At 59.5% G+C, this 13,388-nt stretch carries 11 protein-coding genes; 2 read left to right on the top strand and 9 right to left on the bottom strand.

Features of this window, described 5'->3' with window-relative positions:
* Positions 1 to 37: 37 nt before the first annotated feature.
* Positions 38 to 616 (top strand): hypothetical protein, encoded by a 579-nt coding sequence (locus BLV41_RS03560; RefSeq protein WP_074710535.1) that lies wholly within the window; start codon positions 38 to 40, stop codon positions 614 to 616.
* Positions 617 to 630: 14 nt separating this feature from the next.
* Here BLV41_RS03560 and BLV41_RS03555 read toward each other — a convergent pair whose 3' ends face one another.
* The 9 genes from BLV41_RS03555 to pdxT all read right to left on the bottom strand — a co-directional run bounded on the left by BLV41_RS03555 (position 631) and on the right by pdxT (position 10,507).
* The gene (locus BLV41_RS03555) at positions 631 to 2,994 is read right to left on the bottom strand and encodes a RelA/SpoT family protein (RefSeq protein ID WP_083360583.1); all 2,364 of its coding nucleotides are present in this window, start codon (positions 2,992 to 2,994) and stop codon (positions 631 to 633) included.
* 143 nt (positions 2,995 to 3,137) lie between these two features.
* A complete protein-coding gene (gene secF / locus BLV41_RS03550; RefSeq protein ID WP_074710533.1) occupies positions 3,138 to 4,145 on the bottom strand; it encodes a protein translocase subunit SecF in 1,008 nt (335 codons plus the stop codon).
* Positions 4,145 to 5,914: a protein translocase subunit SecD gene (secD, locus tag BLV41_RS03545; RefSeq protein WP_074710531.1), complete on the bottom strand. Its 1,770-nt coding sequence runs from the start codon at positions 5,912 to 5,914 to the stop codon at positions 4,145 to 4,147. The genes secF and secD overlap by 1 nt, the downstream gene beginning before the upstream one ends.
* Positions 5,915 to 6,011: 97 nt before the next feature.
* Entirely contained in the window at positions 6,012 to 6,488 is a 477-nt protein-coding gene (gene yajC / locus BLV41_RS03540; protein WP_342028165.1) for a preprotein translocase subunit YajC, read from the bottom strand.
* 130 nt (positions 6,489 to 6,618) lie between these two features.
* Positions 6,619 to 7,734 carry a Holliday junction branch migration DNA helicase RuvB gene (ruvB, locus tag BLV41_RS03535; RefSeq protein WP_083360582.1) on the bottom strand — a complete coding sequence of 372 codons (1,116 nt, stop codon included), beginning with the start codon at positions 7,732 to 7,734 and terminating at the stop codon, positions 6,619 to 6,621.
* Between the two features lie 3 nt (positions 7,735 to 7,737).
* Positions 7,738 to 8,370 carry a Holliday junction branch migration protein RuvA gene (ruvA, locus tag BLV41_RS03530; RefSeq protein WP_074710529.1) on the bottom strand — a complete coding sequence of 211 codons (633 nt, stop codon included), beginning with the start codon at positions 8,368 to 8,370 and terminating at the stop codon, positions 7,738 to 7,740.
* Positions 8,371 to 8,447: 77 nt separating this feature from the next.
* Positions 8,448 to 9,035, bottom strand: a complete 588-nt coding sequence (gene ruvC / locus BLV41_RS03525; RefSeq protein ID WP_044575498.1) for a crossover junction endodeoxyribonuclease RuvC — start codon at positions 9,033 to 9,035, stop codon at positions 8,448 to 8,450.
* A 3-nt stretch (positions 9,036 to 9,038) separates the two neighbouring features.
* Positions 9,039 to 9,794: a YebC/PmpR family DNA-binding transcriptional regulator gene (locus BLV41_RS03520; protein ID WP_074710527.1), complete on the bottom strand. Its 756-nt coding sequence runs from the start codon at positions 9,792 to 9,794 to the stop codon at positions 9,039 to 9,041.
* Positions 9,795 to 9,796: 2 nt separating this feature from the next.
* Positions 9,797 to 10,507: a pyridoxal 5'-phosphate synthase glutaminase subunit PdxT gene (gene pdxT, locus BLV41_RS03515; protein ID WP_074710525.1), complete on the bottom strand. Its 711-nt coding sequence runs from the start codon at positions 10,505 to 10,507 to the stop codon at positions 9,797 to 9,799.
* Positions 10,508 to 10,655: 148 nt separating this feature from the next.
* Here pdxT and asnB point away from each other — a divergent pair, with 148 nt between their 5' ends.
* Complete coding sequence (gene asnB / locus BLV41_RS03510; protein WP_074710523.1) at positions 10,656 to 13,340, top strand: asparagine synthase (glutamine-hydrolyzing); 2,685 nt, start codon at positions 10,656 to 10,658, stop codon at positions 13,338 to 13,340.
* The last annotated feature ends 48 nt before the right edge of the window (positions 13,341 to 13,388 follow it).

The raw sequence follows: 13,388 nt of genomic DNA, 5'->3' as shown, positions 1-13,388 counted from the left end.
CCTTTTGCTTGCCCCTGTCAGGGTGCAGGCTTGGATCATGACTGATTTATCCGCCTCCGGCACGGATTCCTTCTTGGTCCCGGGCATGCTTCTGAGCCTGGCCGAACTGCACGCCATGAAGCTCGACGGCGTCCTCTGGCCGATCTTTGCCGACGCCTTCCGCCCTGTTGGCGTTGCGGAATCCCCGGAGTTGCGAGCTGCGGCGCTGACGCACCAAATACCGGCCTCCCTGGTTCGGCGGGCGGCCCTGAGTCAGCTGTCAGCGGCGTGGGTTTACGGCTGTGCTCCCCCGCCGGAGGTGATCTCGCTGGCGCAAAACCACACCGGTAAGAGCGCCAGCCTGCCACCGTTTAGCGGTTGTACCCTGCGGCAGGTGCATCTGGCCACAACTGACATCCACCACATTGGCCAAGCCCTCGTCACGAGTCCCCTGCGGACAGCCATGGATGTTGCCCGTACGGCGCCCTACGGCCTTGCCAGGGACGTTGTGGTGCGCATGGGCGCCCTACCGTCCTTGCAGTGCCCGTTGGGGCGCATCCGTCAGGCACTGGGCTTGGCGACGCATGTACCCGGCAAGAAGCGGGGGCAGGCACTGCTGGAGGAGCTCATTGGCTGACGCCACTGGCCGGGCTAGGCCCGGCGTTGGGTTCCCGTTGCGCGATAGACGTCGAATACCCCGTCAATGCGGCGTACCGAATTAAGCACGTGGTCCAGGTATTGAGGGTCACCCATCTCAAATGCAAACTTGGACATCGCAACACGGTCACGCGTGGTGCTGACCCCCGCGGCAAGAATATTGACATGGCTCTCGGCCAGCACCCGGGTCACATCAGCCAGCAGGCTCTTGCGGTCCAGGGCTTCAACCTGAATTTCCACAAGGAATACGCCGGACTGGGTAGGTGCCCATTCCACATCGACGAGCCTGTCGGGTTCTTTTTTCATGTGCAACAGGTTGGGGCAGTCCTGCCGGTGCACCGAGATCCCGGAGCCCTTTGTGACGAATCCGGCGATGGGATCGGGTGGGACCGGTGTGCAACATCTGGCCAACTTGACCAAGACATCGCCCATGCCATGGACGATGACGCCGGATTCCGAGATTCGTGAGCGGGCGGTTGACTGGTGGCTGATCGGAGGTGCCGGAGCATCTTCGACGAAGTCGCTGACGCCAAGCATGTCGCGCAAACGTTCGACGACGGACTGGGCGGAGGTGTGCCCATCCCCCACGGCCGCGTAAAGGCCGGCAATATCTACATAGTGAAAATGTTCGGTGACGGCAAGCAAGCCATCATGAGTCAACATCTTTTGCAGGGGCAGATTGGCCTTCCGCATGGCCTTGGTCAGCTGATCCTTGCCCTTTTCAATGGACTCGTCACGGCGTTCCTTGGTGAACCACTGACGGATCTTGTTCCGGGCCCGGGCACTCTTGACAAAGTTTTGCCAGTCCTGGCTGGGGCCGGCGCCCTCCGCCTTGTTGGTGAACACCTCCACAGTGTCGCCATGCGAGAGCTCACTATTCAACGGCACAAGCTTGCCATTGACGCGGGCGCCAATGGTCCGGTTGCCTACCTCCGTGTGCACGGAGTAGGCAAAGTCCACCGGTGTAGCACCCTCCGGGAGTGCGATGATTTTGCCCTTGGGAGTGTAGACATACACTTCCTTGGAGTTCATTTCATAGCGCAATGATTCCAGAAACTCGTTGGAGTCACTGGTTTCCTGCTGCCAATCCAACAAGGAACGCAACCAGTTCATGTCCTCTTGGACACTGACGGGCGCCTTGTTGCCTGATTTGTACTTCCAGTGCGCGGCAACACCGTACTCGGCCCGCTGATGCATTTCCAGGGTCCGGATCTGGATCTCCACGAGCTTGCCGCCGGGGCCAACAACCGTGGTGTGCAGTGACTGGTACATGTTGAACTTGGGCAGGGCGATGTAGTCCTTGAACCGGCCCACCAAGGGGCTCCACAGTGCATGGATTTGCCCGAGCGCGGCATAACAGTCGCCCACGGTGTCCACAATGACGCGAACACCCAGAAGATCGTTGATGTCGTCGAAGTCTTTGTTGCGGACCACCATCTTTTGGTAGATGGAGTAGTAGTGCTTGGGCCTGCCGGTGACATCTGCCTTGAGCTTGGAGACGCGCATGACCTCGACGATTTCGCGCCGGATGAGGCTTAATTGCTTTTCTCGTTCCGGGGATCGGTCCTGGACCATCCGGACGATCTCTTCATAAACCTTCGGATACAGTGCGGCGAAGGAGAGCTCCTCGAGCTCCCATTTGACGGCGTTCATACCAAGGCGGTGGGCTAGCGGGGCAAAGATATCCAGGGTTTCCCTGGCCTTCTTGCCAGAGGAAGCTGCCGAGACAAAACGCCACGTCCGGGCGTTGTGCAAACGGTCGGCCAGTTTGATGACCAGGACACGGATGTCCTTCGCCATCGCGATGACCATTTTTCGCACGGTTTCGGCCTGGGCGGCGTCGCCGAACTCCACCTTGTCCAGCTTGGTTACACCATCAACGAGGACCTTGATCTCGGAACCAAAATCACGTTCCAGCTCAGCCAGCGTATAAGAGGTGTCCTCCACCGTGTCATGGAGCAGCGCGGCCGCCAAGGTGCTGCCGGTCATGCCCATTTCGGCCAGAATGGTTGCCACAGCAACCGGGTGCGTGATGTAGGGATCACCGCTCTTGCGTTTTTGGCCCTCGTGGTATTTTTCCGCAACAGAAAAAGCGCGCTGAATTAGCTCGAAATCTTCTTTTGGGTTTCTGGCGCGGACTATGCGCAACAGGGGTTCCAGGATGGGCGAATAGCTTTCCGTGGACCAGCCCGTCAACCGCGCCAACCTCGACCGAGTCCGCTCCCGACGCCCAGGAAATGTGGGGCGTGGCTCGACCGGGCGCGGTGCACCAGCACCGGACGTTGGCGTGCCATTGTTCTGAGTCAAAATCTCATGCGAGGGTGATTCACCATTCAACGCATTGCCTCCCTCACGCATTTGCACACCGTGCTCCCCCGCTGCGGGGATTAATCAAGTCTAAGGTGCGAAGCGGCCAATTTTGACCAAAAGAAAGCCGGGTTCGAAAGCTTTGCTTTCGAACCCGGCTTCCCACGCACTCAGGCGAGGTTGGCACTGACTGCCTAGACGGCGTCGACCTTTGCAACCGCAGCCTGTGAGGCGCGGAGCTGCTGCACTTTCTTCGCCTGTTTTGCAAGTTCCGGCTCACGTTCGCGCAGCCAGGAATACAGTGGGGCGGCAACGAAGATCGTGGAGAAGGTGCTGACGATAATGCCGATGAACAAGGCCAAGGACAAGTCACGCAAGGTGCCTGCACCGAGCAACAGGGCACCAATGAACAGGATCGAGCCCACCGGAAGCACCGCCACCATCATGGTGTTGATTGAACGCACCAGAGTCTGGTTCACGGCCAGGTTGACCTCTTCGGCAAAGGTGCGCCGGGTGGACTTGGTGATATCTGCCGTGTTCTCTCGAATCTTGTCGAAGACCACCACCGTGTCATACAGGGAGTAACTCAAGATGGTCAGGAATCCGATAATGGCCGACGGCGTGACCTCAAAGTTGGAGGCACCGTAGACGCCCGCTGTCACCACCATGACAACTAGAAGACCCACCACGGCGGCGATGGACATACGCCACGTCCGGAAGTAGAACGCCATCAGGATTGTTGCCAACAGAACGAACACGAAAAAGCCTATGACGGCCTGACGCGAAACGTCCTGGCCCCAGCTGGGGCCAACGAAGGTCGAGGTGATGTGGTCCTCACTCACGCCGTAGGCTTCCTTCAGCGCATCCTTGACCTTCAGGGTGTCATCGTCGCTGAGCCTGTCCGTCTGGACCTGCATGGTCTTCCCGGCAACGTTGGTGACGACGGCGGCCGTTCCCGGAGCTGCCTCGGAGACAGCCTTTTCACCAATGGCAGCATCGGTGTGCGCAACCTCGGAAATGGTGAACTGCGAGCCGCCCCGGAAGTCAATACCAAAGTTGAACCCGCCGCCAAGGAGAGGGATCAGGATGGAGAGAACCATCAGAACGCCCGCGATGCCAAACCAGATTTTGCGTTTTGCAATAAACTCGTAGGACCGTTCCCCGGTGTACAGTTCATTGCCGAAAGTGGCGAAACTCTTCATTATTTATTCTCCTTGGAGTCGTCACTGGACTCTGGCTTTGCAGCCCCCGCGGCGTTGCTGCCCACCATTTGGCTTTCCTTCGCTGCCAGACGCCGTTCGGCGATTGTCTGGCGACGCTCGGCTTCACCTGCGGCACGTGCGTTCTTGCCCTTGGCAACCTCAAGTGTCTGCGCGGGTGTGCGCAGGCGTCCGGCACCGCGGTACAACGGAATGGCGCCAAGTTGCTTGGGATCCAGCCCGGAGAACGCGTGCCCCTCGCCAAAGAACTTTGTCCTGGCCAAGAGCTGCAGGGTGGGGTGCGTGAACATGAAGACAACAATAAGGTCAGCAACGGCCGTCAGACCCAAGGTGAAGGCGAAGCCCTTGACGCTACCCACGGAGACAAAGTAGAGCACCAGGGAGGCGAGAATGTTCACGGCCTTGGAGGCCAGGATGGTGCGCTTGGCACGTCCCCAGCCGTTCTCGACAGCGGCCACCAGGCCCCTGCCGTCTCGCAATTCATCCCTGACTCGTTCAAAGTACACAATGAAGGAGTCTGCGGTCTGGCCGATGGCCACGATGATACCTGCCACACCGGCCAGGGAGAGGCGGTAGTTTTCGGCCCAGCCCAGCAAGATAATTGCCAGGTAAGTCAGCACACCGGCAATAACCAGCGAGATGATCGTGACGAAGCCAAGTGCCCTGTACTGGAACAGCGAGTAGATGACGACCAGCAGCAGGCCGATCAGTCCGGCCATCAGACCCATTTCCAGTTGCTGCAAACCAAGGGTGGCAGAAATCTGGACTTCGCTCTGAATTTCAAAGCTAATGGGCAGGGAACCAAACTTCAGCTTGTCCGAGAGGGACTTGGCGCCGGCCTCGGTGAACTGACCGGTGATGGAGGACTGGCCGTCCGTGATGACGGCCATGGATGAGGGAGCAGAGATGACGCTGTCGTCCAGGACGATGGCGAACCGTGCCTGCGGGTCATTCGGGTTGACCAGGTACTTGGCGTTCATGCGCTGTGTGACAGCCTTGAAAGCCTCAGCACCCTCGGGCTTTGTCAGGGTCAGGTTGACCGACCACTGGTTGGTCGTGGCACCATTGGCGCCGGCGGCCAGACCATAGCTCGCGTCCTTGATCCACTTTCCGGGGATTTCCACCGGCCCGAGGATGTATTTGACACCGGTTTCTGGCTCACAGCTCACAATGGGCTTCGTGGCATCCGAGGTGGTGGGGCGGTCAGTGAGCGGGGCGATGCAACTGGTGGCCTCGTACTCTTTGAAAAGTGCGGCATCAACCCAGTTGGTATCGCTGGCATCCACCGGAGCCGCAGTGGGCTTGGGCAGGTCGGCCTCGGCCGTGCGGTCAGCTTCGGCAACGGCACCAGCCGGTGTTCCGGAGGTTGCAATGACGGGGCGGAAGCTCATGTTGGCCGAAGCCTTGATGAGGTCGCGCTCTTCGTCGGTGGGCTTGCCAGGCATGCTGACAACCACGTTGCGGCCACCTTCGGTGGCGATCTGGGCTTCGGAAACACCTGAACCATCAACTCGCTGGCGGATGATTGAGACAGCCTGATCGAGCTGCTCGGAAGTGATGTTGCCAGTGCCCTCAACCTTCGGCGCCAGAATCATCTGCGTGCCGCCCTCGAGATCGAGGCCAAGTTTTGGTGCCCACGTGGCAGCGCCGGAGAGGACGCCACCGCCTACCGCCAAGGTGCATGCAATGATGATCGCCGCAAGCCACAGAAGAGTTCTGCGAGCTGTGGACGTCGGACCGGTTCGTGCCATCAAGGGATCCTTCTATTGGTCACGGGCAGTGAGAACATGGCAATGCTGCCGGGCCTTGGAAGATACCAAGGCACAGCAGCGGCCAACCCGGATAAGGCTAGTTGTCTTTGTTGTTTTCGTTCTTCAGGCGCTCGATGGATTCCTCGGCGGTTTCCCCGGTTTCCCCAAGCTTGCCCAAGGTCAGCGAGGAAGCATCGTCGGGTACAACGGTTTCGGCTTCAACGGGAGCAATAATCTTTGCCACTGTTTGGCGGTGAACCGTGGCGGTGGTTCCGGGAGAGATCTCCAGGAGAATCTTGTTTTCATCCTCGTCGATGGAGATGACCTTGCCGAACAGGCCAAAGTTGGTCATCATCTCCACGCCGGGAGCCAATTTTGAACGCTGCTCCTCTGCTGCGGCCTTGGTCTTCTTCTGCTTGCGGACCATCATGAAGATCAGGAGTGCAAACATGGCGAACAAGACAAGGTTCATGGGGCTCAAAAGACCGGCCTGTGCGGCGGGGTCTGCGGCCAAGATACTGCTGGAGAACACAGCGGAAAATCCATTCGTTGAGGAGAAAGTGGAGCCTGACACGGAGCAAACGTGCCGGACGTCATACCAGTCTAGAGGGTAAAGCTGGGGAGAGGGTGGGAACCCGCCCACAACCGCCCATAAATACACAGATAGACCCACAGGAGGGCAGAAATGTGCTTCCTTTTCCTCGCTAGAGGTCCTCGTCGATAGGCAGCATCGCCGCGGCCACTGCATTGCCTGGCATCTTTATGCCGAGGTGTTCCCAGGCGGCAGGCAGGGCAATGCGTCCCCTGGGGGTCCGTCCCAACATCCCCTCCCTAACAAGGAAAGGTTCAGCAACCGTTTCTACGGTTTCGGTTTCCTCCCCCACCGCGATAGCCAAGGTTGAAAGTCCCACGGGGCCGCCGTTGAACTTATTGACCAGCGCCTCCAGGACGGAGCGGTCCAGGCGGTCCAGTCCCTTGGCGTCGACCTCGTACATGTCCAGGGCCGCTGAGGCGGAGCCGACGTCGATGGTTTCGATGCCATGCACCAGCGCCCAGTCGCGAACGCGCCGCAACAACCTGTTGGCAATTCGGGGTGTGCCCCGTGAACGTCCGGCAATTTCTGAGAATCCGGCACTCGTGAGTTTCAGGTCCAGCATGCCAGCCGAACGGCGCAGCACCAGTTCCAGCTCGGCCACCGAATAAAATTCAAGGTGCCCGGTAAAGCCAAAGCGGTCCCGAAGTGGCCCGGGGAGCAGACCGGCCCTGGTGGTTGCCCCGACCAGGGTGAACGAGGGCAATTCCAAGGGGATGGCGGTAGCCCCGGCACCCTTGCCAACAATAATGTCAACGCGGAAATCTTCCATGGCCATATACAGCATTTCCTCGGCCGGCCGAGACATGCGGTGAATTTCGTCCAGAAACAGCACCTCCCCCTCGGTCAGGGAGGACAGAATGGCGGCGAGGTCTCCGGCGTGCTGAATGGCGGGGCCAGAGCTAATGCGCAAGGGAGCGTTCATTTCCGCGGCAACAATCATGGCCAGCGTGGTCTTGCCCAGGCCGGGAGGACCTGACATGAGTACGTGGTCGGCACTGCGGCCACGAATCTTCGATGCCGCGAGCACCAGTGCGAGCTGTTTGCGAACACGCTCCTGGCCAACAAAGTCATCAAGGTTTTTAGGACGCAGCGCGGCCTCGAGCTCACGTTCTTCGGGCTCAGCGATGGGGGCAACAATCTCTGCGGCCCCGGAACGCGACGCAACGTCACCGGCGATGCTGATCTGACCTGGCAAGAGCGGAATTGAATCATCCAATCCGGGCATGACTTAGCGCCCGGCCTTGGCACGGGAGTTGTCCTGGCCGAGCCCACGGAGGGTGGCGCGCAGCACGGCTGCCACATTTCCACCTTCTGCCAGTTCAGGTTCGGCGCTCACGGCGGCATCGATGGCCTTCAGGGCATCACGTTCGTTCCACCCCAGGCTGGTCATGGCTGCTACGACCTGATCCTTCCACTCCATCGCATCGGCGGTGGCAGGGGCGGCAGCGGTCACAACACCTGTGGGCTTGAGTTTGCCCTTGAGTTCCAGCACGATCCGCCCGGCCACTTTGGGACCAACGCCGGGAACCTTGGTGAAGATCTTCCCATCACCGCTGTCAACACCAACGCGGATACTTTCCGGTTCCAGCACTGACAAGATGGCCAGGGCCAGCCGGGGTCCGATTCCGCTGACTGTGAGAAGGATGTCAAAAACTTCACGCTCCGAATCATCGGCAAAGCCAAAGAGCGTCATGGAATCTTCGCGCACAATCATGGCTGTTGTCAGGGTGGCCTCCTCCCCCAGCCGCAAGTTGCCCAGCGTCTTGGGTGTGGCATGAACCAGCATCCCCACACCATTGACGTCAATGACAGCCTGGGCAAGGGAAAGGGCGGCTACGGGGCCACGGACAAAACTGATCATTACAACTGCTCCTGACAAATTCCGGACTGATGGGCCACTCAATGACTCTTAAGTGTATCGAACATACTTACGAGCAACTAGTTCCACTTCGGGCCCGGCTTTTCCTTGTTCTTCTTGACCTTCGACTTTGTCTCGGCTTCGCGCCAGAGCCGCTGGGCCGCCGTGGGGCCGTCCGGATCCTTGGAAAAGGAATTTCCGCTGCGCCAAGCATGGGCAATCGCCAACGCCAAGGCGTCAGCTGCATCGGCCGGACGGGGCGGCTCGGCCAGACGCAACAATCGAGTCACCATGGCCGTGACAAGTTCCTTGTCCGCCCGGCCATTGCCCGTCACGGCAGCCTTGACTTCCGACGGCGTGTGCATGGCCACGGGAATTCCGCGCCGGGCGGCCGCGACCATGACAACGCCGGAAACCTGCGCCACACCCATGACGGTGCTCAAGTTTGTTTGAGCAAAGACGCGTTCAATAGCCAGAACCTCCGGCTTAAACGCGTCCAGCCACTGGTCAATCGCTTCCGCAATGACCAGCAGCCGGGCGTCAAGGGTAAGTTCATGCGAACTGCCCACCACACCAACCCCCACAAGGGTTGCCGTGCGGTTGGGCGCGACGTCAACCACGCCGAGTCCGCACCGGGTCAGGCCCGGGTCAACACCTAGAACACGCAGTGCCTAGTCCTCGTCAAGTGCGGCGAGAACCTCGGCGCTCATGTCAGCGCTGGAGTAGATGTTCTGGACGTCATCAAGATCTTCCAGGGCATCGTAGAGCTTCATGAATTTACGGGCATTTTCAACATCGAGTTCAACCTGCATGGACGGCACAAAGGCAGCCTCATCGCTTTCGTACTCAATGCCGGCATCGTTCAGGGCCGTGCGGATGGCGGGGAGGTCCTGCGGATCGGAAATGATTTCGAAGTTCTCGCCCTGATCCTTGACCTCTTCGGCGCCGGCTTCAAGAACCGCCATGAGCACGTCATCTTCGCTCAGACCATTCTTGGGCAATGACACAACACCCTTGCGAGTGAACATGTAGGCAACTGAACCGGGATCACCCATGTTGCCGCCGTTGCGGCTCACGGCCAGTCGCACCTCGGAGGCGGCGCGGTTCTTGTTGTCGGTCAAGCATTCGATCAAGATGGCGGTGCCCTGCGGACCGTAACCCTCATACATGATGGTTTGGTAGTCAACGGCATCGCCAAGCAGGCCTGCTCCACGCTTGATGGCCCGATCAATGTTGTCCGCCGGAACCGAGGTCTTCTTCGCCTTCGAGACGGCCAATTCCAATGCCGGGTTGCCTTGAAGGTCAGCTCCGCCGCCACGGGCAGCGACCTCAATGGTCTTGATCAGCTTGGCAAATGACTTTGCGCGGCGGCTGTCAAGAATGGCCTTTTTGTGCTTGGTAGTTGCCCATTTGGAGTGGCCTGACATGGTTACGCGTCTCCTCTAATCATCCGAATAAACAGTTCGTGAATGCGGCGTTCCCCAGTCACTTCCGGATGGAAGGAGGTGGCCAGCAGGTGCTGCGAGCGAACTGCAACTGCACGAACTTCTGAATCAATCCTAGCGTTTTGCGCGGCTTCGGGCGGTTTCACCGCGGCAAGAACCTCTACGCCTTCCCCCACGCGCTCCACCCAGGGCGCCCGGATGAAGACCGCATGCAGAGGCGTTTCTGCTTGACCGGCCGGGGCCAGACCCTGAAAATCGAGCTCGGTTTCAAAGGAATCCACTTGCCGCCCAAACGCATTGCGGCGCACTGTGATGTCCAGACCGCCGAGGGTCTGCTGTGGTTCACCATTCAAATCCTTGGCCGGATCGGCAATGTCATTGGCCAACATGATCATGCCGGCGCAACTGCCGTAGACAGGCAATCCTGCCGCTATTGCGTCCATCAGCGGCTCCCGCATGCCGAAGATGCGGCTGAGCTTGTCAATGGTGGTTGATTCGCCACCGGGAATGATGAGGCCGTCGACGGCGGCGAGTTCACTCGGGCGGCGCACAGAAACGGCACGCGCTCCACACCTCTCAATAGCCTTTGCATGTTCCCGGACGTCACCTTGCAGGGCCAAAATGCCCACGGTAGGTCCGGCGTAAGTCGATTCAGTAGAGTCAAAAGTCACATCCCCATCATAGATGGGCGCCATCTCACACAGATAACTAGCTTCGCCCGCCGCACAACAGGCCAAACTGTGCGGAAGTTCCCCTACGCGCCGGGCACGGTGGGCCATGATGGGCGCTCAAGCAAGTAGCATTGTCGGCAGGACTGACGTACTAAAGATGAGGTAAGTAAGTATGTGCGGAATCGCCGGTTACTACGGTTATGGGGACGATAAAGCCCTGTTGCAGCAGATGAATGCGTGTATAGAACACAGGGGCCCCGATGGTGAGGGCATCCACACGCAGGGCAACGTGGGGCTGGCGCACCGTCGCCTTTCCATCATCGATGTGGCCCACGGCCAGGAGCCCATGTACAGCGCTGATGGCCAGACTGTTTTGGTCTATAACGGCGAGGTCTACAACTACCTGGAGCTGCGCGCCGAGCTGGAAGCATTGGGCCGTACCTTCTCCACCAAATCGGACACCGAAGTAGTGCTGCAGTCCTACGAAGAGTGGGGCGACGCCGCCTTTGACCGCTTCAATGGCATGTTTGGCTTTGCCATCCACGACACCAAGAACAACCGCCTCGTTTTGGCCCGTGACCACTTCGGCATCAAGCCGCTGTACTTCGCCACAGCCGGCACCACCGAGGCGCCCACATTGCTTTTCGGTTCGGAAATCAAGCCGCTCCTGGCTGCCAACAAGATCGAGCGCGGCGTGGATGAGCGCATCCTCTACCGCTACCTTCAGTTCCGCATCCACGACGACGAGCCGAACACCTTCTTTGCCGGTGTGCAGAAGTTGATGCCCGGCGAGAAGCTCGTGGTCAACACCGTGGACAGCGAGTCCGGTCCTGCCGGAACTGTCACGATCAGCTCCTATACACGTTTCAAGGAAGAACTCGCCGAGCTGGCCAAGGTGGAGACCCCGTACTCCCAGGCCGTCATCGATGAATACCGCGAACGTTTCACAGAAGGCGTGCGCCTGCGCTTGCAGTCCGAGGTTCCCGTGGGAACCGCACTGTCCGGCGGCCTGGACTCATCCGCTGTCGTCGCGACCATCAACAAGCTCATGCAGGAAAAAGCTGACGCCACCGATTCCCTGGGCGCCAAGCAGCAGACGTTCTCGGCTGTTTTCCCGAACTCGATCAATGATGAGGAAGCCTACGCGGACGCCGTGCTGGCTCGTTGCGAGGGCAATGTCATCAGCCACAAGATCCTGCCCCAGCCGGGCGAGTTCGTCGAAGACCTCGAAGATTTTGTACGCACCATGGAGGAGCCCATCATCTCCTCGGGCCCCTACGCCCAGTACCAGGTCATGCGTGAGGCCTCCAAGCACGTCACTGTGCTCCTCGACGGCCAGGGTGCCGACGAGATGATGGCCGGCTACATCCCGTATTACTTCGCGTACCTGCGCCAGCTCAAGAAGAATGGCCAGACCTCCAAGTTGGCCAAGGAAATGCTCTCCAGCTCGGATATTTTGTTCCGCCTGGCCCGCTTCCGCATTCAGTCCAAGCTGACGCTGAAGAAGGAAATTGGCATTGGGCAGCTGCTGAACAAGACGTTCACGGCCAAGTACAAGTCCGAGAAGTTCGCCAACATCCCGGATAACTTGAAGCTGCGTCTCATTGACGACCTGTTCCACAAGTCCCTGCCCGCAGTGCTGCGCTACGAAGACAAGAACACCATGCGCTTCTCCCTGGAGGGCCGCGTGCCGTTCCTGGACAAGGAAGTGGTCAAGTTCCTGTTCAGCCTGGACGATGAGTCCATCATCAAGGGCGGCTGGAACAAGCGCATCCTGCGTGACGCCACCCGCGAGCTGCTGCCGGAGATGATTAGCAACCGCCGCAACAAGATCGGTTTCACCACCCCCGAGGCAGAGTGGTTCGGGCACATGAAGGAAAAGATCTACGAGATCTTCCTCTCCAGCTCCTTTGGCTCACGCCCGTACTGGAACCAGGACGCGGTCATCTACGCGTTCGAGGAGCACCTCAGCGGCAAGGCCTCCGGTTCCACCATGGTGTTCTGGCGTCTCATCAACACCGAGCTGTGGCTGCGCGAGTTCTTTGACGAGCCGGAGGTAAAAGCCGGCATCGAGGGCAAGAGCGACTACATCCCCAACGCCGACAAGCAGCTGGACATCACGGTGCCCAACAACTCCGGAACGTTCCGCCGCTACCCGCTGCGCACCGAGGTCTTCTACAAGGAAACCGACTTCGACCCCACCGTCATGACGTACGTCAAGCGTTTCTTTGACGGACTGCCTGCCGCTGGCGCGGAACATGCAACGGCAACCTCGGATGCCCCGTGGTACCTGTTCCTTTCGGAAAAGATTGTTGCCATGACCCAGGGCCGGTCCATCCCGGTATGGGACATCAAGGTCAGCAACTCTGCACGATTCTTTAGCAAGTTCGTCACCCGCAACCCGGGCGGCATCGGCTTGGCCAGCCCCTGGTCCATGCAGCTTGCCATCGACGAGGTAGGGCTGCCCAAGATCATGTATGCCTCCGCTCGTTCGGTCATCGGTAAACTCCAGGGCAAGTCCGGTGTGTTCTATGAAGTGGTTGGCCACAACATCAACGCGATCGACGGCGCCGCCGGCTACCAGGTGGGTACCTCCACGCACTCGGTCAAGTACGCGCCCGTTGATCCCGACGGCGTTGCAACCCGCCTGAGCGCGCTAGTCCGCGCCAGCGTCCCGGCCGAATACGCCGCGACGTTCGCCGGCACTGCCATCATGGACGCGAACGATCTGGGCGTTGTGGCACTTGGCCATGACACCGGGTTGTCCAAGACGGTTCTCGAGGACATCTTCCGTGACAACCCGCAGGGGCAAACCACGGAAACCACCCCCATGTCACTCGTGTTCACACAGAAGTAGTCACCAGAAACGCAAGCTAGGCGGCGCCAATCCCAGCGTCGGACACGC

The organism is Arthrobacter alpinus (assembly GCF_900105965.1).
GTDB classification, from domain to species: Bacteria; Actinomycetota; Actinomycetes; order Actinomycetales; family Micrococcaceae; genus Specibacter; species Specibacter alpinus.
This window is presented reverse-complemented; position numbering and strand designations above follow the sequence as displayed.

Excerpts from the sequence above, each read along its gene's own strand:
- BLV41_RS03560 (WP_074710535.1), top strand. The coding sequence starts at position 38 with ATGACTGATTTATCCGCCTCCGGCACGGATTCCTTCTTGGTCCCGGGC.
- BLV41_RS03555 (WP_083360583.1), bottom strand. The coding sequence starts at position 2,994 with ATGCGTGAGGGAGGCAATGCGTTGAATGGTGAATCACCCTCGCATGAG.
- secF (WP_074710533.1), bottom strand. The coding sequence starts at position 4,145 with ATGAAGAGTTTCGCCACTTTCGGCAATGAACTGTACACCGGGGAACGG.
- secD (WP_074710531.1), bottom strand. The coding sequence starts at position 5,914 with ATGGCACGAACCGGTCCGACGTCCACAGCTCGCAGAACTCTTCTGTGG.
- ruvB (WP_083360582.1), bottom strand. The coding sequence starts at position 7,734 with ATGCCCGGATTGGATGATTCAATTCCGCTCTTGCCAGGTCAGATCAGC.
- ruvA (WP_074710529.1), bottom strand. The coding sequence starts at position 8,370 with ATGATCAGTTTTGTCCGTGGCCCCGTAGCCGCCCTTTCCCTTGCCCAG.
- BLV41_RS03520 (WP_074710527.1), bottom strand. The coding sequence starts at position 9,794 with ATGTCAGGCCACTCCAAATGGGCAACTACCAAGCACAAAAAGGCCATT.
- pdxT (WP_074710525.1), bottom strand. The coding sequence starts at position 10,507 with ATGGCGCCCATCTATGATGGGGATGTGACTTTTGACTCTACTGAATCG.
- asnB (WP_074710523.1), top strand. The coding sequence starts at position 10,656 with ATGTGCGGAATCGCCGGTTACTACGGTTATGGGGACGATAAAGCCCTG.